Source organism: Arthrobacter sp. 135MFCol5.1 (assembly GCF_000374865.1).
GTDB lineage: Bacteria > Actinomycetota > Actinomycetes > Actinomycetales > Micrococcaceae > Arthrobacter.
In genome coordinates, this window is the sequence record NZ_KB895453.1 from 499,816 (window position 1) to 521,352 (window position 21,537).

Sequence of the window (21,537 nt, forward strand, 5' to 3'; positions counted from 1 at the left end):
AGGTTGGACCGAAGCGCCTAGGCGGGGCGGGACGCCACGCCGGGGGCCAGGAAACGCCGTCCGTTCACACGCTCCGACGCTCCCACCCGGTCCAGGTAAGGCGTGATGCCACCGAGGAACAGGGGCCAGCCGGCGCCAAGGATCATGCACAGGTCCACGTCCTCAGGTCCTGCCACGACGCCCTCGTCCACCATCAGGCCAATCTCCTCGGCCAGTGCATCCTGGACGCGCCGCAGCACCTGCTCCCCGGTGGAGGGGCTGGAGCCGAAGGACAGCAGTTCAAGGGTGGAGGCGGGGATAGCCCGGGTGCCGTCAGGTGCAGTTTCCCAGAGCGCCTTGACGTTGTTGTCGATGAGCGCAGCCAGGTTGGCGGAGACCGGGAAGCGGTCGCCGAATGCTGCGTGCAGTGACTCCTGGACGTGCTGTGCCACGGGGAGGCCCACCATGGCCAGGAGCGTGAAGGGGGTCATGGGAAGTCCCATGGGCCGCAAGGCGTTGTCGGCCACCTCGGCCGGGGTTCCCTCATCGAATACCGCGGTGACCTCTCCCATCAGCCGCAGGAGGATGCGGTTGACCACGAACGCGGCCGCATCCTTGACCAGCACGGCGCTCTTCTTCAAGGCCTTCGCCAGTTCAAATGCAGTGGCCAGCACGGCGTCGTCTGTCCGCGGGGCGCGGACAACCTCCAGCAGCGGCATCACGGCCACGGGGTTGAAGAAGTGGAACCCCACCAGGCGTTCCGGGTGCTCCAGGTCCTCGGCCATCGCCGTCACGGACAGGGATGACGTGTTGGTGGCCAGGATGCATTCCGGCGAGACAATCGCCTCAACCTCCTTGAACACCTGCTTCTTGACGCTGAGTTCTTCGAAGACCGCCTCGATCACGAAGTCCGCATCCGCAAAGGCGTCCTTGGATACCGAGCCGGTCACCAGCGCCTTGGTGCGGTTGGCAGCGTCCTGGCTGAGGCGTTTCTTGCCCAGCAGCTTGTCCACTTCTGCATGGACGTAGGCCACGCCCTTGTCAACGCGGGCCTGGTCGATGTCCGTCAGCACAACGGGCACCTTGAGCTGGCGTGCGAAGAGCAGCGCCAGTTGGCCGGCCATGAGTCCGGCGCCCACCACGCCCACCTTGGTGACGGGGCGGGCCAGTTTGCGGTCGGGCGCCCCGGCGGGCCGCTTGGCGCGCTTCTGCACCAGGTCCAGGAACGCGTACACGGTGCAGCGGAACTCATCGGTCTGCATCAACTCGGCCAGCGTCTCGCACTCAACGGCGGCGGATTCCGCCGCCGTCATGGTGCGGTTGGCCTCGAGGAGGTCAAGGACCTTGCCCGGCGCCGGCGACGCGCCCGACGTCTTGGCCTCCACGAACTTGCGGCCGGCCGCAACTGCGGCCTGCCAGCGGGCTTCCACCCCGGTGGCGGAAGGGTCGACGGCGTTGGCGCGTTCCGGAACGACGTCGCCGGAGATGACGTCCGCGGCCCATGCCAGCGACTGTTCCAGGAAATCCGCGGGTTCGAAGAGGGCGTCGGCGATGCCCAGCGCGAACGCCTGCGGGCCGGACAGAGTCCGGTTGTTGCTGAGCGGGTTTTCGATCATGACCTTGACGGCGTTCTCCGGGCCCACCAGGCGGGGGAGGATGTAGACGCCGCCCCACCCGGGAACGAGCCCAAGGAATGCCTCCGGCAGGGCCAGGGCCCCGGCACCGGTGGACACGGTGCGGTACGTGGACTGCAGGGCGATTTCCAGGCCACCGCCCAGCGCTGCCCCGTTGATGAAGGCAAAGCTGGGGACGCCAAGGTTGGCCAGGGTGGCGTAGACGTCGTGGCCCAACTGTGCCATCCACAGGCCGTGCTCACGCTTTTCCAGCGATTTCACCGCGGAGAGGTCCGCACCGGCCACCAGGTAGTGCGGTTTTCCGGTGACGCCGACGCCCACGATCTCGCCGCGAACAGCACGTTCGCGCAGGCCCTCCAGGGCCGTACCGAGTTCCACCAGCGTGTTGGGGCCCAGGGTGGTGGGTTTGGTGTGGTCGAGATCGTTATCGAGGGTGATGAGGGCGAATGTGCCAGGTCCCGGCTTGCCGTCCGTGCCCGGAAGGACGATGTCCTGCACGTAGGAGTGGGTGACAGTTTCGTTGGGGAAAAGATCCGCCAACTTGCGGTAATCTGCGGCGCTCATGCGGTGGCTCCTTCGGAAACGGTGGTGGCGGCGGTCTGCCCCGAGGGGGCTCCGCTGTAGTCGGGGTGGTGCGGGTTCTCCCAAATCACTGTGCCACCCATTCCCAGTCCCACGCACATGGTGGTGATGCCGTAGCGCACCGAGGGGTCCTCCTCGAACTGTCGGGCCAGCTGGATCATCAGCCGGACTCCTGATGATGCCAGCGGATGGCCCACGGCGATCGCCCCGCCGTAGCGGTTGACCCGGGGGTCGTCGTCGGCAATGCCGTAGTGGTCCAGGAAGCTTAGGACCTGCACGGCGAAAGCTTCATTGATCTCGAACAGGCCGATGTCGTCGATGGTCAGGCCGGCGTTCTTGAGGGCCTTCTCGGTGGCCGGTACCGGTCCGATGCCCATGACCTCGGGTTCCACGCCGGCGTACGCGTAGCTGACCAGCCGCATCTTTACGGGCAGCCCCAGTTCGGCGGCGGCCTCGGAGGACGCCAGGACAGCGGCTGTCGCGCCGTCGTTCAGCCCGGCGGCGTTTCCGGCGGTGACCCTGCCGTGCGCGCGGAAGGGCGTGCGAAGGGATTCGAGGTCCGCCATCGTGGTGCCGGGGCGGGGTGGTTCATCTTTGCTGTGGACGGTCCAGCCCTGGCCCGGCTTCCGGGCGGCCACCGGAACCAGGTCCGGCTGGATCCTGCCTTCCTGGTAGGCGGCGGCAAGCTTGTCCTGAGAGGCCACCGCGTAGGCATCGGTACGCTGCTTGGTGATCGCCGGGAACCGGTCGTGCAGGTTTTCGGCGGTGTTGCCCATGTTCAGGGCCGCCGGGTCCACCAGGCGCTCGGACATGAACCGCGGGTTGGGGTCTGCGCCGGAGCCCATGGGATGGTGGCCCATGTGCTCCACTCCGCCGGCGATCACCACGTCGTAGGCGCCAAAACCGATGCTGCCTGCCGTCGTGGTCACGGCGGTCATGGCGCCGGCGCACATCCGGTCGATGGCAAAGCCCGGGACTGTGCGCGGAAGCCCCGCCAGCAGCGCGGCGGTCCGGCCGAGGGTGAGCCCCTGGTCCCCGGTCTGGGTGGTGGCGGCGACAGCTACTTCATCGATCCGCTCCGCCGGAAGGGACGGATTGCGGCGCAGCAGGCCGCGGATGCATTTGACGATCAGGTCATCGGCCCGGGTCCCGGCGTAGATTCCTTTCTCGCCGGCCCTGCCGAAGGGTGTGCGGATGCCGTCCACAAAGACGACGTCGCGGACAGTGCGCGGGGATGCGCCGCTTCCGTGCTGGCTCACGTGTAACTCCTCATCGAGACGTAGCGCCGGATGCATGCCGGAGGACGGCAGCAGCATGGCGTCGGTTCCACCGATGTTACTCGTGAGTAACTTAGGCCGCAAGGGCCGGAGGCCTTGGTTACTGGTCGTCCGCGGCGGCAGCGGATTTGGGCTCCCTGGGCGGCAGCGGCTGCGGGTTCAGGAAAGCCGCCGCGATCAGCGGTGCCGCCAGTTCCACTTGCCACCGGCGGGCACCGAGCGTCTGCAGTTCGGCGGAAATGGTTTCCTCCGTGACCTCGGCAGGCGGGCGCCAGGCCACGCGCCGCAGGAAGTCCGGCGTCAGCAGGTTCTCCAGGGGCAACTTCAGTTCCTCGGCCTTCTCCTGGAGCAGCGGCCGCGCGGTGGCCAGCCGGGCGGCGGCCTCCGGATCCCGGTCTGCCCAGACCCGCGGCGGTGGTGGGGCGTTGGTGGCCAGGTGCAGGGGAGGCAGGTCCTCGAGGTCCCGCGCGGCGGCAATGCACCGGAGCCAGCGCGGTGCCTCGCGCTGCGCCGCCCGGCCGTGGAAGCCCTTGGTTCCCAGCAACTGGGGCACCGTGGCGGGCATGGCCTTGGCCGCTGCCACCAGGGCGGAGTCCGGAATGAGACGGCCAGGCGCGACGTCGCGCTTTTGCGCGAGGGAGTCGCGTTCAAGCCAGAGCTCCCGGACCGCGGCAAGCTGCCGGCGGTCCCGGATCTGGTGCAGGCCTGAGGTCTTCCGCCAAGGATCCACCCGCGGGGGAGCGATCCCGGCAGCAAGAATGGCGGCGAACTCCTGCTCCGCGTACTCCAGCTTCCCGTCAGCCTGCAGCAGTTCAATGAGTTCCTCGCGCAGCTCCGTGAGGACCTCGACGTCGAGGGCGGCATAACGCAGCCAGGGTTCGGGAAGCGGGCGGGTGGACCAGTCGGCCGCGGAGTGCTCCTTGGCCAGCCCGAACCCCAGCAGCTGCTCGATGACGGCGGCAAGGCCCACCCGGGGCAGCCCGGCCAGGCGTGCGGCGAGCTCGGTGTCGAAGAGCTTGTCCGGCCACATGCCAAGTTCCGAAAGGCAGGGCAGGTCCTGGCTGGCGGCATGCAGGATCCACTCCACACCGCGCAGGGCGTCATTGATGATGCCCAGGTTCCCGAAGGGTTCGGGATCAATCAGCCAGGTCCCGGCGCCTTCGCGACGGATCTGGACCAGGAACGCCCGCTGGCCGTAGCGGAATCCGGAAGCGCGCTCGGCGTCCACCCCCGCCGGTCCGGTGCCGGCGGCGATGGCGGCGGCGCAGCGTTCCAGCCCGGACTGCGTTTCGATGACCAGGGGAACGCCGTCGCGGGGCGAGTCAAGGTCGATGATTTCGGGGATGGGGCTGTCGAAGCCCTCCACGGTGATATGGGGTGCGGCAGCAGCAGCCGGGACGCCGGCTGTGGTGTTTTCCGGAATGTTTGGGGTCATGGTTTCCCCAGTTTACCGGGCAGGTCCGTCAAAGCCCGGTCAGTTTCGGCGCCGGTGCGGGAGGGCGGTGACGCCGTCGGGGAGCGGCGGCAGCCCGGCGAAGGTGCACACCATGTCCGACCACGCCTCCAGGTGGGCCTGGACGTCGGAGGAATCCGGTGTCCAGGAGGCCCGGAGTTCGATGTCGATGGAGCCCGGGCGGCCGGCCAGGGTACCGAAACTTTCGGAGAGGACACGCGTGGCGGTGCCGCCGGCCGCCCGGTAGGCCGCCTTGTGGTTTTCGAGCGCCTCCACCAGCCAGGTCCAGGCCACGGTCCCCAGCATCTGGTCGTTGCCCATGTCCGGTTCGAGTTCAGCGCGGATATAGGTGACGATGCGGAACTCGCCGTCCCAGACGGCCGAGCCGTCGGGGTCGTGGAGCAGGATGAAACGCCCCGTGGCGAGTTCCGTTTCGTCCTCGTCCCCCGAGGCCGGGGCCGGGGCCGAGGCGAAGGCCATGGCTGCCGGGCCGTGCACCGGAGTTGCGGGGGCGCCGGCGCCGGGCGCCATGACTTCGGCGCCCAGAGCGACGGCGAAGGGTGCCAGGCGGGCGGGTGCCGGGATCTCGGCGAGGCGCAGTTCACTGCGGCACTGTGCCTTCCTGAGGGTTCCCAAGGCATGGACGAAAGCCGGGGGAACCTGGTCAAGTGCGTTCACCTTGGCAGATTACGGGGCCGGACGCGGCACCGCGGGAAGGCTCGCCGTCGCGGGCCGGTCACCCGGTCACCCGGTCCGGCCGTCCCGGTAGTCCCGGAGTTCGTGCCGGATCGCGGCGGCAAAGGCATCAACGTCCTCCTCCGTGGTGTCGAAGGAGCACATCCACCGGACTTCGCCGGCTGCCTCATCCCAGTCGTAGAAACGGAAGGAGCCGCGGAGCCGGTCGGCCACGCCGGGGGGAAGGACGGCAAATACGCCGTTCGACTCCGTCTCCTGGGTGGGCCGGACGCCGTCGATGGTGTCGACGGCGGCGCGGAGCCGGGTGGCCATGGCGTTGGCGTGCGAGGCCGAACGCAGCCACAGGTCGCCTTCGAGCAAGGCGATGAACTGGGCGGACAGGAATCGCATCTTCGAGGCAAGCTGCATGTCCATTTTGCGCAGGTACACCAGGCCGTGGGCCGCCTCCGGGTTCAGGGCCACCACCACCTCCCCGTAGAGCAGCCCGTTCTTGGTGCCGCCGAAGGATAGGATGTCGACGCCCGCATCGCTGGTGAAGGCCCGCAGCGGGACGCCCAGGTGGGCGGCCGCATTGGCCAGCCGCGCCCCGTCCATGTGCAGTTTCATGCCCTTCGCGTGGGCATGGTCGGCAATGGCCCGAACCTCCTCCGGGGTGTAGCAGGTGCCCAGTTCCGTGGTCTGGGTGATCGAGACTGCCAGTGGCTGGGCGCGGTGCTCGTCACCCCAGCCCCAGGCCTCCCGGTCGATGAGTTCCGGCGTCAGCTTGCCGTCGGGGGTGGGGACGTGGAGCAGCTTCAGGCCGCCGATGCGTTCCGGTGCGCCGTTCTCGTCCATGTTGATGTGGGCCGTGGAGGCGCATACCACGGCGCCCCAGCGGGGGAGCAGCGACTGCAGCGACACCACGTTGGCGCCGGTGCCGTTGAAGACCGGAAAGCATTCGATGCCCGGGCCAAAGTGGTCAACCATCAGTTCGTGCAGCCGCGCGGTGTAGTCGTCTTCGCCGTAGGAGACCTGGTGCCCTTCGTTGGCGGCGGCCAGGGCTGCCAGGATCTCGGGGTGGACCCCCGAGTAGTTGTCGGAGGCAAACCCGCGCACGCCGGGGTCGTGCAGCCGCTGCGGGGCGCGTGTTTCTGCTGTTGTCGTCATTGGATTGCTCACGCTTTCAGTGTAGGGACAGTCGCGGCGGTCAGTCCGCCAGCCGGAGCCGGGCACCGTTCAGTTCGGCGGCCGGGGTGCCGAGCAGCCGGACGACGGCGGCAGCGAGGTCAGCCACGTCCGTCGCCCCCGGGAAGGACCGCTCCGGATGCTTGCGGCGCAGTCCGTCGTCCACCAGGGCCTTCACTGCCAGGACCACAGCGGCTGCCTGCCCGCCCCCGTCCTTCGAAGCCTTTCGGAAGCCGTCCGCCATGGCCATGGTCCAGGCTTCGGCGGCTGCCTTCGCGGCCACGTAGCTGGCCACCGCTGCGGTGGGCTTATCGAGTGAGGTGGAGGACACCATCGCGAAGCGGCCGTGCGTGGAGGCGGCGATGTCGTCGAAGAAGACGCGGGAGACGTTGCGCAGGGTGGTGATGGCGCTCCGTTCCAGGAACTCCCAGTCGTCGTCGGACTGGTCGGCGATGCCCGTGGCGCCCCGCCAGCCGCCCACCAGGTGGATCACCGCGTCGACCGTCCCCAAGGCGTCCCCGACGTCATCGCGCAGCCGGCGGACCCCGGCCATCTCGGCGAGGTCGCACGTGAAGGGCGTGACGCCGTCGCCCGCCTCCCCTGCGGCCGCCTTGATGCGGGTTGCATCAGAACCCACCGTGGCTACCCGGTGCCCGGCGGCGGCCAGGGCCCGGGCAACGGCAATTCCGGACGCACCGCTGCCGCCGGCGACCAGGACGGTCAATGCCGTGCCGTCCGGCAACTGGCTCACAGTGCTGACCGGCCGGTGATTCCCGCGGTCGAATCGATGACCGGGCGCATCTTCTTCTCCAATGCTTCGTAGAACATGGACAGCGGGAATTCGTCGTCCAGCACCTGGTCCGTCAGTCCGCGCGGGGTTCCAGTCAACGGCAGGGCGTCAGGTCCCTTGGCCCAGACGGAGGCCGGGTTGGGGGTGACGGTAGCCGACACCAGCTGGTACGCGGCCAGCCAGTGTGCTGTCTTGGGCCGGTCGATCGAGCGCCAGTAGAGTTCGTCGATGCTTTCGCCCAGGGCGATCACGGCGTCTGCGACCTCGTCCCAGTCGATGGTCAGGCGGGTGTCCGTCCAGTGCAGCACATGCTGCTGGTGGAGCCAGGCGAAGAGGAGCTGGCCGCCCAGGCCGTCATAGTTCCTGACCCGGCTGCCGGTGATGGCGAAGCGGAAGATCCGGTCGAAGATGATGGCGTACTGCACCAGCTTCGCATGGCGCCGGGCTTGCGGGTCGGCGTCGTCGTCCTTCTCAATCCGGACAGATTCGCGGAAGGCCGTGAGGTCGCAGCGAAGTTCTTCGAGGGAGTACAGGAAGTAGGGCATCCGCTGCTTGATCATGAACGGATCGAAGGGCAGGTCGCCGCGCATGTGGGTCCGGTCGTGGATAAGGTCCCACATGACGAAGGTGGCTTCGGTCAGGTCCTGGTCGGCCAGCAGCTCGGCGGCGCCTGGCGGCAGTTCCAGCGAGGTGATGTCCGCCGCGGCCTTGAGGACGCGGCGGAACCTCGCTGCTTCGCGGTCTGCGAAGATGGCGCCCCAGGTGAAGGTGGGAGTTTGGCTGACCGCCACGGTCTCGGGAAAGAGCACGGCGGAGTTGGTGTCGTAGCCGGGAGTGAAGTCCAGGAAACGGATGGGGACGAACAGCTTGTTCGAATAATCCCCGGCCTCCAGCCCGGCAATGAATTCGGGCCAGATGACCTCGATGAGCACGGCCTCCACCAGCCGGTGGCTGCTGCCGTTCTGGGTATACATGGGGAAGACCACCAGGTGCTGGAGGCCATCCTGGCGCTGCTGCTGGGGCTGGAACGCCAGCAGTGAGGCCAGGAAGTCAGGCACGGCGAACCCGCCGGCAGCCCACACGGAGAAGTCCTGGCGAAGGGCGTCCAGGTAGGCCGCGTCGTGGGGGAACGCGGGAGCGAGGGCCTCGATGGCGTCGACGATGGCGGACACCTGCCGGGAGGCCTCGGGGTGGTTTCCGGCCTCGGGAACCGAGCCGTCCTGGGCCTGGAGGGCCTGCAGGGCGGTCGCGGCACCCTTGAGCCGGAGCCAGTCTTCGTTCCGGGCGGAAATTCCCGCCACAGCGGTGGTCAGGGCCTCTGTCATCGTCGGCTGCCTTTCTGGTTGCTTGCTTCTCTGGCGAGCGTAACAAGCAACCAGAATGACTTATGCCTGGCAGTGCTGAGCGTAAGAAACTGTTGGTCTCCATGTGCTTTCACGACCGTCGAGGCCTGCATGGAACTGGTTGATCGGTGGCCTCAGGGGAGTCCTTCAGTTCCCGGACGGAACGTCGTCCGCGTTTTCCTTCTGCACGAGCCGCAGGGACACGGAATTGATGCAGTACCGCTGGTCGGTGGGAGTGCCATAGCCTTCCCCCTCAAACACGTGGCCCAGGTGGGAGTCGCACGCGGCGCAGCGGACCTCCACGCGGTCCATGCCCAAGGTCCGGTCGTGGATGTACCGCACGGTTCCCTCGGCCAGGGGTGCCCAGAAGGAAGGCCAGCCGCAATGGGAATCGAACTTCTCACTGCTGGTGAACAGTTCAGTCCCGCAGGCGCGGCACTGGTAGACCCCAGCCGTATGTGTGTCCCAGTATTCGCCGGTGTAGGGACGTTCCGTGCCGGCCTGGCGGAGGACCCGGTACTCCTCCGGCGTCAGTTCTTCCCGCCATTGGGCATCGCTTTTCTGCACGGGCGATTCAGTCGCGCTTGCCGTGGTGTCCGCTTGCCCGCCAACATCCACCATGCCCGTTGCCTTATGACCGAAAATGCTGTTTCCAAAGATGCTCATGGCAATACCAACGCTCAGGAGTCGCCGATAAATCCCGAACCCGCGTACAGGTGCAGGACGGGAACGCCGAGCTGGTCCTGGGCCTTGTTGGCCCAGTCGGTGTGGAACGTATCCGCCACGGCATGCGGCCGCGTGATCACCACCGCCTGCGAGGCACCGGTTGCCTTGACCTTGGCGACGAGGCTGTCCACCGCCTTGCCGGCCACCACCTGTCCGGTGACCCCTGAGCCCAGCCCCGCCAGTGCTGCGAGGGAGGCTGCGAGCGTCTCATCCGCATGAGCCCGCTCGGTGGCGTCATCCGGAGTGCCGCCCGCAAGCTCCCGGAACGCCTTCGCCACGTCCAGCATGGAGAGGTTTTCCAGGAAGTCCACCAGCAGGTGCCGCTCGGTGTTGGCCGGCACCAGGACCACCAGGCTGCTGTCGGACCCGTCCACGAGCTGTTCGATGTTCAGGCGGTCGTCCGCGCCCAGGGGTTCTTCTGTCAGGATGATGATTGGATCACTCATGGCCATAGCCTAGTCGGGCCCGTGCACGCCTGCACCGCGCCCCGCGGACACCGGCGGATTGCCGCAGGGCATGCCGCGGCCGGCAGGGAATGCGGGTATCTGACTCAACGCCGGTAAGAATAGAGCCATGGCACCTTTCCGGCGAGCGCGCCCTGCAATGACTGCACCCACCCGGGATTCCGGCGGGATGTCGCCGGGAGCGAAGTGGGCAGTGGGCGGCGCGATTGCCGGCGGATCACTGGCCGGCATCCTGGGAGCCGGTTCCTCCGCCCTGGCCGTTTACTTCGCGCGCAGGGTAATTACTCCGGCGCGGCAGCGCACGGCGGACAAGGAAGTCCTGGCCGTCATCCGTGACGGCCACAAACAACAGGTGATCCTGGCAGCCAACGACGACACCACCGTTGACGGTGTGTACGGCTTCTTTTTCGACGGCGGCAAGGGCCACGCCCGGATCGGCCGGATCGTGTCCTACTCGCCCGCGGAGCGGACAGTCCTGCGCGAGGTGGAAGCCGTCTACAGCGGGGACCTCGCATCGGCCCGCTGGGGATGGTGGAGCGGCGCCACCTATCCCGACCCGGCCGCGGCCGGGATTCCGTTCGAGGATGTGCCCATCCCCGTGGAGCGCGGGGAGGCGCCCGCCTGGCTGGTGCGGGCCAAGGGGGCTGCGCGGACGTGGGCCATCATGGTCCACGGCCGCGGCGCAACCCGGCAGGAAGCCCTGCGCGCGGTGGGCCCGGCCCTGGAACTGGGCCTGACCAGCCTGCTGGTGTCGTACCGGAACGACGGCCTGGCGCCATCGGCCGATGACGGGCGCTATGGCCTGGGCTCAACGGAATGGCAGGACATCGAAGCCGCCATCGAGTACGCCCTGGCCAACGGCGCAGAGGAAGTGGTCCTGTTCGGCTGGTCCATGGGCGGGGCCATCTGCCTGCAGACTGCGGACCTGTCCCGCTACCGGCACCTGATCCGGGCCATGGTGCTTGATGCGCCGGTCATCGACTGGGTGACGGTGCTGGCCCACCACGCCCAGCTGAACCGGATCCCCTCGCTGGTGGGCCGGTACGGGCAACTGATGCTGGGCCATCCGCTGGGACGCCGGCTCACCGGCCTCTCGGCTCCCGTTGACCTGAAAATCATGGACTGGGTGTCCCGTGCAGTCGAGCTGCGGACCCCCACGCTCGTGATCCACAGCGTGGATGACGAGTACGTGCCCTATGGACCTTCAGCCATGCTGGCCGAGCGCAACCCCGAAATGGTGACGTTCGAGACGTTCAACCACGCGCGACACACCAAGGAATGGAATGTTGACCCGGACCGCTGGGAGCGCCTGGTCAAAGCGTGGCTCCGGCAACAACTCGCACCCCGGCTCAATCCGGGATCGGTTGGCCGGGTCACCCCGGCCGGAGCCTGAGTTGGGCGCGCCGGACGGCGTCGCCGCCTTGACGGCCCGCGGCCGGGACCTGGCTGCCGGACTCCAAGGGTTGGTGTCCGCGGCTCCGGGCCGCCCGCGGCACGCCACGAATGCACCGTTCGACGGCTCGCCGGTAGGGGACGTCCCGGTATGCAGCACCGCCGACGTCGAAACCGCCGTCGGCACGGCCCGCGAGGCACAGCTTAGCTGGGCGGCCATGCCGGTTGCCGAACGCCGGGCAGTCATCCGGCGGTTCCGGGAGCTCCTGCTGGACCGGGAGCGGGACGTCCTGGACCTGGTCCAGGCCGAAAGCGGAAAATCGCGGTTGAGCGCCTTCGAAGAGTTTGCGGACGTCGTGATGACGGCGGACTACTACCAACGCAACGTGGAAAGGTACCTCCGGCCGCGCCGCCGGAAGGGAGCATTGCCGGTCCTGACCCGCACCACCGAGTATCTGTTGCCCAAGGGCGTGGTGGGCGTCATCAGCCCGTGGAACTATCCGTTGACGCTCGCGGTCTCGGACGCCATTCCTGCGCTGCTGGCCGGAAACAGCGTCGTCTTGAAACCGGATTCGCAGACGCCATTCACGGCGCTCCTGATGCTCAGGCTGCTCCGGGATGCCGGACTTCCGGCAGCCCTGTTCCAGGTGGTGACGGGGCCCGGCACGGAGATTGGCCCCGCGATGATCGGGCAGGTCGATTTCCTGATGTTTACCGGATCGTCGGAAACCGGCAAGAACGTCGCCCGGCAGTGCAGCGCCCGGCTCATCGGCTTCTCCGCCGAACTCGGCGGCAAGAATCCCATGCTCGTGCTCTCAGATGCAGACGTTGGCCGGGCGGCCGCGGGTGCGGTGCACGCCTGCTTTTCAAACTCCGGCCAACTGTGCGTCAGCATTGAACGGATCTATGTGCACGCGGCAGTCCACGCCCCCTTCGTGGCCGCCTTTACCGCCCGGGTGAAGGCCATCCGCCTGGGGCCGGGCCCCGACTGGGGCATCGGCATGGGCTCGCTTATCAGCCAGGCACAGATCGATCGGGTGGACCGCCACGTCCAGGACGCGCTCGCAAAGGGCGCTGAACTTCTCGCCGGTGGACGCCGGCGGCCTGACCTGGGACCGCTCTTCTACGAACCCACCGTCCTGGCAGGCGTGACCGACGACATGCTTATGGCCCGCGAAGAAACCTTCGGTCCGGTGGTTGCCATCTACCGGGCTGCCGACGACGACGAAGCAGTCGCCCTGGCCAACGACTCCGACTTCGGCCTGAACGCCAGCGTCTGGTCCGCCCGCCACGGCGAAGAGGTTGGCCGCCGGCTGATGACGGGCACGGTCAACGTCAACGAAGGCTATGCCGCCACCTGGGCCTCCCATGACGCACCGATCGGCGGCATGAAGGATTCCGGGGCGGGGCGCCGCCACGGCCGGGAAGGCATGCTGAAGTACACCGAGCCGCAGACCATTGCGGTGCAGCGGCTGCTGCGGGTGGCTCCGGCCGCCGGCATGTCGAACAAGGCATACGCCCGCATCATGAAACGGGCCATCACCCTGATGGGCCGACTTCCCAGAGGCCGCTAGGACAGTGTCCGTGGCGCCGACATCCCAGGAGGAATGACATGGCCAAAGGAACCCGGCTTTCCGGTGCAACGCTGCTGGTCACGGGAGGCGGACGCGGGCTGGGCCGGCGCCTGGCGCTTGGCGCCGCCGCACGCGGGAGCCGGGTGGTGATCTGGGACGTCGACGCCGAACGGGGTGCAGCAGTCCGCGACGAAATACGCGCCGCCGGCGGCGCCGCCGATTCACAGGCCGTGGATGTCACCGACAACCAGTCCGTCAAGGCTGCCGCAGAACTGGCAGGGCCCGTGGACATTGTGGTCAACAACGCCGGCGTGGTCAGCGGCAGGAGGCTCCTGGAGGCCGCGGAGCAGGACATCGAACGGACCATGCAGGTCAACGTCCTGTCCCTGTACTGGGTCACGCGCGCGTTCCTTGGCGGCATGGTGAGCCGGCGCCGTGGAACCGTGGTGACCATCGCCAGCGCTGCGGCCCTGGTGGGAGTCGCCCGGCAGACGGACTACTCTGCCAGCAAGTTCGCCGCGTTCGGCTTCGACGAGTCCCTCCGCGCCGAGCTCCGGGCCGCGCACACGCCGGTCAACACCCTGGTGGTCTGCCCCTATTACATTGACACCGGGATGTTCGACGGCGTCCGGACCCGGTGGCCGCGGCTCCTGCCCATCCTGCATGAAGAGCAGGTGGCAAGCCGCGTCCTTGACGCCGTCGAGGCCGGCCGCCGCAAGCTGCTCCTGCCGCCGGTCGTCAACCTGCTGCCCGTGCTGCGGATCCTTCCGGTTGGCGTCTTCGACCGGGTCATGGACGTGTTGGGGGTCAACCAAACCATGGACCATTTCACCGGCCGGGCCGCGGGGCGGACTGGAGGGAATACCGGGGTGGCCCACCCCCTTACAGAGGGGACCCGGGACCCTATGACGGACTAAAGCACAAGTTTATCCTGCTGCCCAAGGGGGGATACCGCTGCGAAGAAATGGGGCCCCAAAATGCGCATCACACGACGACAACTGCTGCAGGCCGGCGCTGTAGCCGGTGCAGGTGTTCTGACCCAGGCTTATGGATCCGGGGCCAGCCCGGGACTGGCGGCCCCTGGTTCCCCGTCCGGCACCTTTACGGAGCAGCTTCCCACGCTCTCCGACCTGGGGGTTATCGACATGCGGTCCGGCGGCAACCTTGAGTTGTGGGCCCGCAACTCCCGCCACCGCTTCCAGGCCGAAATGGGCCTGACCGACACGCTGACGTACCAGGACGCTGCATCATCCAGGAGTTACCTCGGGCCGGTCATCATTGCCCGGAAGGGTACGCCCCTGAGCCTCACCGTCCACAACGATATTGGGCGGCATCCCCTTGCCTTCGCCATCGACCCCGAGCTGGTCCCGCCCGGCAGCAACGACGCCCGATCTCCCAGGACGGCTGTCCACCTCCACGGCGGCAACACTGCACCAACGTCCGACGGCGGCCCTGGACAGACTTTCCGGCCCGGCGCCTCGTACACCTACCACTATGGCAACACCCAGGATGCGGCCGGCCTCTGGTACCACGACCACGCGCTGGGCCTCACCCGCCTGAATGTCTACGCCGGGCTGGCTGGTGGCTACCTGCTCCGGGACACCCGCAGCACGGGCATCGACACCGGCGACGGGACACATCTTCCACCGCCGCCATATGAATTGCCGCTGGTCATCCAGGACCGCATGTTCAACCAGGACGGCTCGTTTGCCTACCCGCCCAACCCTGACCTGGTGGGCGCAGACGGCACGGCCCGGCCCTGGGCCCCTGAGTTCTTCGGCGACGTTGCCACGGTCAACGGAAGATGCCGGCCCAACCTGGACGTGGCCCGCGGCAAGTACCGCTTCCGGATGTTCAACGGCTCCAACGCGCGGTTCTACGACTTCACATTCATCGCGGACGGCAGCGCGGCCATTTTCCACCAGATAGGGTCCGACGGCGGCCTGCTGGACGCCCCGGTCAGGCTCAACAGGCTGGTGATGGGACCCGGTGAGCGGGCAGACATTGTGGTGGACTTCGCCGGGCTGAAGCCAGGTTCGAAGGTGGTCCTGGCCAACAGCGCCCGGGTGCCCTTCCCGAACGGGCCGGAATCTGTCCAGCGCGGCGCCATCCCGCTCCCACAGATCATGCAGTTCACCGTGCTGGCGCAGTCCGGCTACACGGTGCCGCTGCCGGCCCAGCTGCGGTCCGAGCCTCTCACCCGGCTCGTGGAACTGCCCACCGTAGCCACCAGGTCCATGGCATTGGTGGAAGTGGCGAACGCGGATGACGTTCCCATCATGGCGCTGCTGAACAACAGGATGTTCGACAGCCCCGACATCACGGTAGTGAAGCAAGACACACTTGAGCAGTGGGAGCTCATCAACACCACCGTGGACGCCCACCCGATCCACCTTCACTTCACCCAGTTCCAGGTGCTCAACCGGCAAAAGTTTGATGCCGACTCCTACCTTGAGGCCTCAGACTTCGTGGACCCCAAAACCGGACTCGTCACTCCCGGAAGGGGGTGCGCTGTACCGGTCAAGCCCTTCCTGATCGGCCGTCCCAAGGCCGCGCCGGCCAATGAACAGGGATGGAAGGACACCGTGGTGGCGATGCCTGGCGAAGTAACGCGGATCCGCGTGCCCTTCGGTGCGGCCGCGGCAGGAGGAGCCCCATTGGCCATGGGCACCTCCTTCACGGGTGAATACGTCTGGCACTGCCACATCCTGGAGCACGAGGACAACGACATGATGCAGCGGTACCTGATCGAGTAGCCGGGGGCTCCCAGCCCCTGCACTGCTAGGGACGGGAGCTGCCCGCAGCCGGCGAACCAATGGGCGCCGAAACAGCGTCCGTGAGCCGGATCAGGTCCGCTGGCGCCAGTTCGATGTCCAGTCCGCGCCTGCCCCCGGAGACCAGCAGGGTCTCCAGCCGCAACGCGGAGGAATCCAGGACCGTGGGGGAGGGCAGGCGCTGGCCGAGGGGCGAGATGCCGCCCACGACATAGCCGGTGCGCCGCTGGGCGACAGCGGGATCAGCCATGGACGCTTTCTTTGCCCCGAGCGCCGCGGCCATTGCCTTGAGGTCAAGGGTGCCGCTGACCGGCACGATGCCGACAGCAAGCCTCCCCTCCACGTCCAGCATCAGGGTCTTGAAAACCTTGGACGGATCGATTCCCAAGGCAGCGGCTGCCTCAGCGCCGTAGCTGCCCGCGCCCGGGTCATGGATGTACGGGTGCAGCACGAAAGGAACCCCGGCCGCGGTCAATGCCGCCGTGGCCGGGGTTCCCTGGAAAGCATTCTTGCGCGCCATCGGGTGGACGCTCTCAGCTGTGGACGCGTGAAGCGGCGGCCACCTTGCGCTTGATCCGGCCCAGCATGGCCGTCATGCCCCGCATGCGGAGCGGGGTAATGGCCCGGGTGAGGCCCAGCAGTTCCGGCATGTCATCGGGGACGGACAGGATTTCCCCGGCGGACAAGCCATCCAGGCCCTCGTGCAGCACACCGGCGAAACCCCGCGTGGTGGGAGCCTCGGCCGGGGCCTTGAAGTAGAGGTGCACCACGCCGGCCGGGCCGTCGTCGTTCTTCTCCGTCTCGATGGTGAGGAACAGCGGTGACTGGCACTCCACCACCTGCTCAAGGAGTTCAGGGTGGTCCTTGAGGCGGTCGGGCAGTTCCGGCAACCCCTCCGAGAACTCCAGCAACAGCTGGAGCCGCTCGGGTTCGGACAGGGCCTGGAAATCGTCCACGATCGCCGCCAGGGCGGTGGGCAACGCTTGAGTACTCATCGTTCCAAGTCTACGCGGGCACGCCGGGCGTCAGGCCCCGACGCCGACCGGAACGGAACCGCGCTCGGCGCCCTTGACGATCGGCACGCGGACGGCGTTGCCCCATTCCGTCCAGGAACCGTCGTAGTTGCGGACGGTCTCGAAGCCCAGGAGGTACTTCAGGGCGAACCAGGTGTGGCTGGACCGCTCGCCGATCCGGCAGTACGCCACCACGTCGTCGCCCTCCGTCAGTCCGGCCTCGCCAAGGTAGATGGCTTCGAGTTCCTCGCGGCTGCGGAACGTCCCGTCCTCGGCGGCCGCACGGGCCCACGGGATGGATGCGGCAGTGGGGATGTGGCCGCCGCGCAGGGCGCCCTCCTCCGGGTAGGCCGGCATGTGCGTGCGCTGGCCGGTGTATTCCTCGGGGGAGCGGACATCGATCAGGGGCTTGCCCAAGTGCGCCAGGACGTCGTCCTTGAACGCGCGAATGGGCGCATCCTCGCGCTCAACCACCGGGTAGCTGCCGGGTGCGGGGGAGGGCTTGTCCCTGGTCAGTTCGCGGCCTTCGGCAATCCACTTGTCCCGGCCGCCGTCGAGCAGCCGGACGTCCTGGTGGCCGAACAGCGTGAACACCCACAGGGCGTACGCGGCCCACCAGTTGGACTTGTCGCCGTAGATCACCACGGTGCTGTCCCGGGAAATCCCCTTCGATGCCGCGAGCTCGGCGAAAGCTGCGCCGTTGACGTAGTCGCGGGAGACGTCGTCGTTCAGGTCCGTGTGCCAGTCGATCTTCACGGCACCGGGGATATGCCCGGTTTCGTAAAGGAGCACGTCCTCGTCAGATTCGACCACGATGAGCTCGCCGTTGGCTACCGCGCCGCTTTCGATGGCGGCGGCCAGCCACTCCGTGGATACAAGCCGTTCGGGGTGGGCGTAGGCTGCGAACTTCTCATTCTGTTCAACCGGGTAGGGCATGGCGTTGGCCTTTCACTAAGGGCACGGGAAACCGTGGGACCGGCATTGGAACCTGTTCCCACCCTAGCCAGCGCCCCCGGCGTTGTCCGTATTCCGTTAACAGGACGAAATGTTGGCTTGGTCACGCGGGCGTGCCGGAGATACCGCCAACCCCGGGTGCGGTCCCGGTTGCCGGTATCCTTTCTGGGGACCAACCACGAGCAGAACGGACCACCTTGGTACAGATCGAACAGCTTGCCGCCCGTACGCCGGCAGTTTCGGTGGACGAGCTCCTCAAAGGCTTCTACCCATCGCCGCGGTTCGGGGAGGTTTCCTTTTCGAGCTACCGTCCGGACCCCAAGCAGCCAAGCCAGGCCGCAGCAGTGCGCGCCCTTGAGGAATTTGCCGGCGGCGTGGGAGCGGGCAATGGGGGCGGGCTGTTCAAGAAGCTGTTCGGCAAGAAGGGCGAATCCAGGGCAGGCATCTACCTCGACGGCGGATTCGGCGTGGGCAAGACGCACCTGCTCGCATCGCTCTGGCACGCTGCGCCCGGTCCCAAGGCCTTCGGTACCTTCGTGGAGTACACCAACCTGGTGGGCGCCCTGTCGTTCCGCAAGACCGTGGAAGCGCTGAGCAGCTACAAGCTGGTCTGCATCGACGAATTCGAACTTGACGATCCGGGCGACACCGTCCTGATGTCCCGGCTCATGCGGGAACTGGCCGACGCCGGCGTCAAGCTCGCTGCCACGTCCAACACCCTCCCCGGTTCCCTGGGCGACGGCCGTTTCGCGGCGGTCGACTTCCAGCGCGAGATCCAGGTGCTTGCGGACCAGTTCGAGGTCATCCGCATCGACGGTGAGGACTTCCGGCACCGCGGCCTTCCCGCTGCCCCGGCACCGCTGAAGAACAGCGAACTGAACACGCACATGAAAGCGGAGTTCGACGGCAAGACCGTGGCGCAGGACGAGTTCGCCACCCTGATCCACCACCTGGCGGGCGTGCATCCCAGCCGCTACCGGCAACTTATCGACGGCATCGACGGCGTGGTGTGGCGGAACGTGGAAACCATCAGCGAGCAGGCCGTGGCGCTGCGGTTCGTCGTCCTGGCGGACCGGCTCTACGACAAGGACGTTCCCATCCTGGCCAGCGGTGTCCCGTTCGACAAGCTGTTCACCGAGGAAATGATGACCGGCGGATACATGAAGAAGTACTTCCGCGCTGTTTCCCGCCTCACCGCGCTGGCCCGTGAAGGCCAGAACCACGAACCCTCCTAGTTCCCGGCCCTCTCCGGGGCGGCGCGCCGTCGTGGAACCAGCAGCGCCCGCACCGCCAGGCCGGCGAGGAGCGCCCAGAACGCGGACCCGATTCCGGCGAAGGCCAGGCCGGACGCCGCCATCAGGAACGTGACCGCAGGAGCTATCCTGTCTTCCGGGTCCGCCAGCGCGGCCGACACCGCCGAGGCGAGGGTCCCCAGCAGCGCGAGCCCGGCCACTGCTTCCAGCATCCCCGCCGGTGCCGCACCCACCACGGCCACGAGGGCAGCGGAAAACGCTGCCAACAGCAGGTACGCGGGGCCCGACACGAAACCGGCGATCCACCGCCTGCTCCGGTCCGCGCCTGCCTCCTCGCCGGCGGCAAGAGCCGCGCTGAGCGCTGCAAGGTTGATGGCATGGCCGCCGAACGGTGCCCCCAGGACGGTCCCCGCACCCGTCACCAGCATGGCCGGCCGCCACGGGGTTTCATATCCGAACGACCGCAGGACTGCCACCCCGGGGACGTTCTGGGATGCCATGGTCACCACGAACAACGGGACCGCGATGCCCATCAACGCCTGCAGGGTGAAGGCGGGTGTGGTCCACACCACGGTGGGCATGAGGGTCGCGGCGCCGAGGGCAGTCCCGCCGGCCGCGACATGGATCCCGATCACCAGCAGGGCGACCAGCAGCGCGGCCGGCACGGCCCACCGTGGAGCGAACCTCATCATCACCAGCCAGCACAGGATCACGGGGGCTACGAACCATGGAACCGTGCCCAAGGACTTGAAGGGCGCCAGGCACAACTGAAGCAGGACACCTGCCAGCATCGCCTGCGCAAGCGTGGGCGGGATGGCTGTCAGCAGCCTGCCGAGCGCGGGCACCAGGCCGATCAGTGCCAGCAGTACCCCCGCCACGAGGAAGGCCCCGACGGCGGCCGGCCAGCCGCCGTCGGGCATTCCCGAAGCTGCCAGCAAAGCGGCGCCCGGCGTTGACCATGCCAGCGTCACCGGAACTTTGGAGCGCCAGGCAAGCAGCAGCACACCAAGCCCGACGGCGAGCGTGACCGCCAGCAGACCGGAGGCAGCCTGGGCAGGATCGGCACCCACCGCCCTCAGGCCGGCGAGGACCACAGCAAAGGACGACGTAAAGCCCACCAGCGCCGTGACGATTCCGGCGACCACGGGCCGGGAATCCTGCCGGGACCGCCCACCGGAGGCTGTTGTGGGAGATGCTGCGGACTTTGGCATACCGGCAGGTTACCGGCGCGGCTTGGCGAACCGGCAATTGGGTGCTCCGCTGGTTGGTCGCAGCGAGGGCCTGCCGTTAAACGACAAAGGTGCAGGTGCCGCCTCCCGGCGGGACCTGCACCTCCTTGACGTGCCGGGGCAAGGGCCCCTGGCCAAATCCTCTACGGCGTCCTGTCAACCGGCGGAACCGGGGTTTCAGGAGCAACCGGCGGAACCTGCCCGGCGGCAGGTGCCTGGCCGGGAGTTCCGTTCTTGTCAACGAGCTTCGAAGCGCCATCCTGGATTTTGTCGACGTGGCCCGCGTACTTGCCGCCGGTCTTGGTGTCGACGAAATCGCCGGCCTTGGTGATGCCGTCCTTGATGGCCTGCTCGTTGCCTTGGATCAGACCCTGAGCCTTGCCCTTTAGATCGTCAAGTAAACCCACGAGCACCTCCCTTCGATCGCGGAGCCAGGTCGCTCCTCGCGCAATCGATCCTAGCCGCGGAGGGAAGGCATGCCAAGGAAATCCCGTTCGCCCGCAGCGTATACCAGGGCAACAAAAAAGCAGCTCCGGAGAGCTGCTGCATAAGTGTGGGCGATACTGGGATCGAACCAGTGACCTCTTCCGTGTCAGGGAAGCGCGCTACCGCTGCGCCAATCGCCCGGAACCGGAAGACCGGTATGGGATAAAAGAGAGCGGACGACGAGATTCGAACTCGCGACATCCACCTTGGCAAGGTGGTGCTCTACCAGCTGAGCTACGTCCGCATTTTGCAGCTTGTCCCGGATATTCCGGTGGTACTGCCGGCAAGTTTCCTTGCCGAGTGGGCGATACTGGGATCGAACCAGTGACCTCTTCCGTGTCAGGGAAGCGCGCTACCGCTGCGCCAATCGCCCATTGCCTCCGAAAGATCCGGAAACCATGGTTTTCACCGAGGTGGGTACGGGATTCGAACCCGTGTATACGGCTTTGCAGGCCGCTGCCTCGCCTCTCGGCCAACCCACCGTGTTAGCGTCAATTCCGAAGAATATTTGCTGTGACAGTGTCCTGCGAGCGGACGACGAGATTCGAACTCGCGACATCCACCTTGGCAAGGTGGTGCTCTACCAGCTGAGCTACGTCCGCATTTTGGAGGCTTGATTCCCTGCCGTTTCCGGCATTTCCTCGCGTTCCAACGAGTAAAAACAATATAGGAGGTTCCGGGATTCTCCAAATTGCCTCCGGCCGGCAATGGTCATGCGGCTCCACTTCGGCGTCATGACGCGGATTTTTTGACT

The 21,537-nt window shown here is 67.3% G+C and carries 19 protein-coding genes and 5 tRNA genes; 5 read left to right on the forward strand and 19 right to left on the reverse strand.

What is annotated here, in order from left to right; genetic code table 11:
• Positions 1-17 precede the first annotated feature (17 nt).
• From C563_RS0105905 to C563_RS0105945, 9 genes are all read right to left on the reverse strand, one after another.
• Positions 18-2,177: a 3-hydroxyacyl-CoA dehydrogenase NAD-binding domain-containing protein gene (locus C563_RS0105905; protein ID WP_018761121.1), complete on the reverse strand. Its 2,160-nt coding sequence runs from the start codon at positions 2,175-2,177 to the stop codon at positions 18-20.
• Positions 2,174-3,454 carry a thiolase family protein gene (locus C563_RS0105910; RefSeq protein ID WP_018761122.1) on the reverse strand — a complete coding sequence of 427 codons (1,281 nt, stop codon included), beginning with the start codon at positions 3,452-3,454 and terminating at the stop codon, positions 2,174-2,176. The genes C563_RS0105905 and C563_RS0105910 overlap by 4 nt, the downstream gene beginning before the upstream one ends.
• A gap of 118 nt (positions 3,455-3,572) precedes the next feature.
• A complete protein-coding gene (locus C563_RS0105915) occupies positions 3,573-4,907 on the reverse strand; it encodes an HRDC domain-containing protein (RefSeq protein WP_018761123.1) in 1,335 nt (444 codons plus the stop codon).
• 39 nt (positions 4,908-4,946) lie between these two features.
• Positions 4,947-5,603, reverse strand: a complete 657-nt coding sequence (locus C563_RS0105920) for a DUF3000 domain-containing protein (RefSeq protein WP_018761124.1) — start codon at positions 5,601-5,603, stop codon at positions 4,947-4,949.
• Between the two features lie 66 nt (positions 5,604-5,669).
• Complete coding sequence (locus tag C563_RS0105925) at positions 5,670-6,767, reverse strand: threonine aldolase family protein (RefSeq protein ID WP_018761125.1); 1,098 nt, start codon at positions 6,765-6,767, stop codon at positions 5,670-5,672.
• 40 nt (positions 6,768-6,807) lie between these two features.
• The gene (locus C563_RS0105930; RefSeq protein ID WP_018761126.1) at positions 6,808-7,536 is read right to left on the reverse strand and encodes an SDR family NAD(P)-dependent oxidoreductase; all 729 of its coding nucleotides are present in this window, start codon (positions 7,534-7,536) and stop codon (positions 6,808-6,810) included.
• The gene (locus C563_RS0105935) at positions 7,533-8,900 is read right to left on the reverse strand and encodes a DUF6421 family protein (protein ID WP_018761127.1); all 1,368 of its coding nucleotides are present in this window, start codon (positions 8,898-8,900) and stop codon (positions 7,533-7,535) included. The genes C563_RS0105930 and C563_RS0105935 overlap by 4 nt, the downstream gene beginning before the upstream one ends.
• Positions 8,901-9,065: 165 nt before the next feature.
• Positions 9,066-9,539, reverse strand: coding sequence for a peptide-methionine (R)-S-oxide reductase MsrB (msrB, locus tag C563_RS0105940; RefSeq protein WP_018761128.1), 474 nt, complete (start codon positions 9,537-9,539; stop codon positions 9,066-9,068).
• Between the two features lie 59 nt (positions 9,540-9,598).
• A complete protein-coding gene (locus C563_RS0105945) occupies positions 9,599-10,090 on the reverse strand; it encodes a hypothetical protein (protein WP_026264401.1) in 492 nt (163 codons plus the stop codon).
• 157 nt (positions 10,091-10,247) lie between these two features.
• Here C563_RS0105945 and C563_RS0105950 point away from each other — a divergent pair, with 157 nt between their 5' ends.
• Genes C563_RS0105950 through C563_RS0105970 form a run of 4 tightly spaced genes read left to right on the forward strand, consistent with a single transcriptional unit; the run spans position 10,248 to position 15,830 of the window.
• Positions 10,248-11,501: an alpha/beta hydrolase family protein gene (locus C563_RS0105950; RefSeq protein WP_018761130.1), complete on the forward strand. Its 1,254-nt coding sequence runs from the start codon at positions 10,248-10,250 to the stop codon at positions 11,499-11,501.
• 1 nt (position 11,502) lies between these two features.
• Positions 11,503-13,074 (forward strand): succinic semialdehyde dehydrogenase, encoded by a 1,572-nt coding sequence (locus tag C563_RS0105955; RefSeq protein WP_018761131.1) that lies wholly within the window; start codon positions 11,503-11,505, stop codon positions 13,072-13,074.
• A gap of 38 nt (positions 13,075-13,112) precedes the next feature.
• A complete protein-coding gene (locus C563_RS20910; RefSeq protein WP_018761132.1) occupies positions 13,113-13,991 on the forward strand; it encodes an SDR family NAD(P)-dependent oxidoreductase in 879 nt (292 codons plus the stop codon).
• Positions 13,992-14,051: 60 nt separating this feature from the next.
• Positions 14,052-15,830, forward strand: a complete 1,779-nt coding sequence (locus tag C563_RS0105970; protein WP_018761133.1) for a multicopper oxidase family protein — start codon at positions 14,052-14,054, stop codon at positions 15,828-15,830.
• 25 nt (positions 15,831-15,855) lie between these two features.
• On the opposite strand, the gene ybaK is transcribed toward C563_RS0105970, so the two are convergent.
• The 3 genes from ybaK to C563_RS0105985 are packed head-to-tail and all read right to left on the reverse strand — an operon-like array spanning position 15,856 to position 17,797.
• On the reverse strand, positions 15,856-16,368 hold the full coding sequence (ybaK, locus tag C563_RS0105975) for a Cys-tRNA(Pro) deacylase (protein WP_018761134.1): 513 nt from the start codon (positions 16,366-16,368) through the stop codon (positions 15,856-15,858).
• 13 nt (positions 16,369-16,381) lie between these two features.
• Positions 16,382-16,843 carry a SufE family protein gene (locus C563_RS0105980; protein ID WP_043423786.1) on the reverse strand — a complete coding sequence of 154 codons (462 nt, stop codon included), beginning with the start codon at positions 16,841-16,843 and terminating at the stop codon, positions 16,382-16,384.
• A 30-nt stretch (positions 16,844-16,873) separates the two neighbouring features.
• Complete coding sequence (locus C563_RS0105985) at positions 16,874-17,797, reverse strand: sulfurtransferase (RefSeq protein WP_018761136.1); 924 nt, start codon at positions 17,795-17,797, stop codon at positions 16,874-16,876.
• A 215-nt stretch (positions 17,798-18,012) separates the two neighbouring features.
• On the opposite strand from C563_RS0105985, the gene zapE reads away from it, so the two are divergent.
• On the forward strand, positions 18,013-19,050 hold the full coding sequence (zapE, locus tag C563_RS0105990; RefSeq protein ID WP_018761137.1) for a cell division protein ZapE: 1,038 nt from the start codon (positions 18,013-18,015) through the stop codon (positions 19,048-19,050).
• On the opposite strand, the gene C563_RS0105995 is transcribed toward zapE, so the two are convergent.
• The 7 genes from C563_RS0105995 to C563_RS0106025 all read right to left on the reverse strand — a co-directional run bounded on the left by C563_RS0105995 (position 19,047) and on the right by C563_RS0106025 (position 21,385).
• The gene (locus C563_RS0105995; protein ID WP_043423789.1) at positions 19,047-20,279 is read right to left on the reverse strand and encodes a benzoate/H(+) symporter BenE family transporter; all 1,233 of its coding nucleotides are present in this window, start codon (positions 20,277-20,279) and stop codon (positions 19,047-19,049) included. The two genes, zapE and C563_RS0105995, sit on opposite strands and share 4 nt — an antisense overlap.
• Positions 20,280-20,440: 161 nt before the next feature.
• Positions 20,441-20,704 carry an antitoxin gene (locus C563_RS0106000; RefSeq protein ID WP_026264404.1) on the reverse strand — a complete coding sequence of 88 codons (264 nt, stop codon included), beginning with the start codon at positions 20,702-20,704 and terminating at the stop codon, positions 20,441-20,443.
• A gap of 147 nt (positions 20,705-20,851) precedes the next feature.
• A tRNA-Val gene (locus C563_RS0106005) sits at positions 20,852-20,923 on the reverse strand.
• A 31-nt stretch (positions 20,924-20,954) separates the two neighbouring features.
• Positions 20,955-21,027 (reverse strand) — tRNA-Gly (locus C563_RS0106010).
• 57 nt (positions 21,028-21,084) lie between these two features.
• Positions 21,085-21,156: transfer RNA gene (locus C563_RS0106015), tRNA-Val, on the reverse strand.
• Positions 21,157-21,194: 38 nt separating this feature from the next.
• Positions 21,195-21,265, reverse strand: a tRNA-Cys gene (locus C563_RS0106020).
• Positions 21,266-21,312: 47 nt separating this feature from the next.
• A tRNA-Gly gene (locus tag C563_RS0106025) sits at positions 21,313-21,385 on the reverse strand.
• Positions 21,386-21,537: the final 152 nt, after the last annotated feature.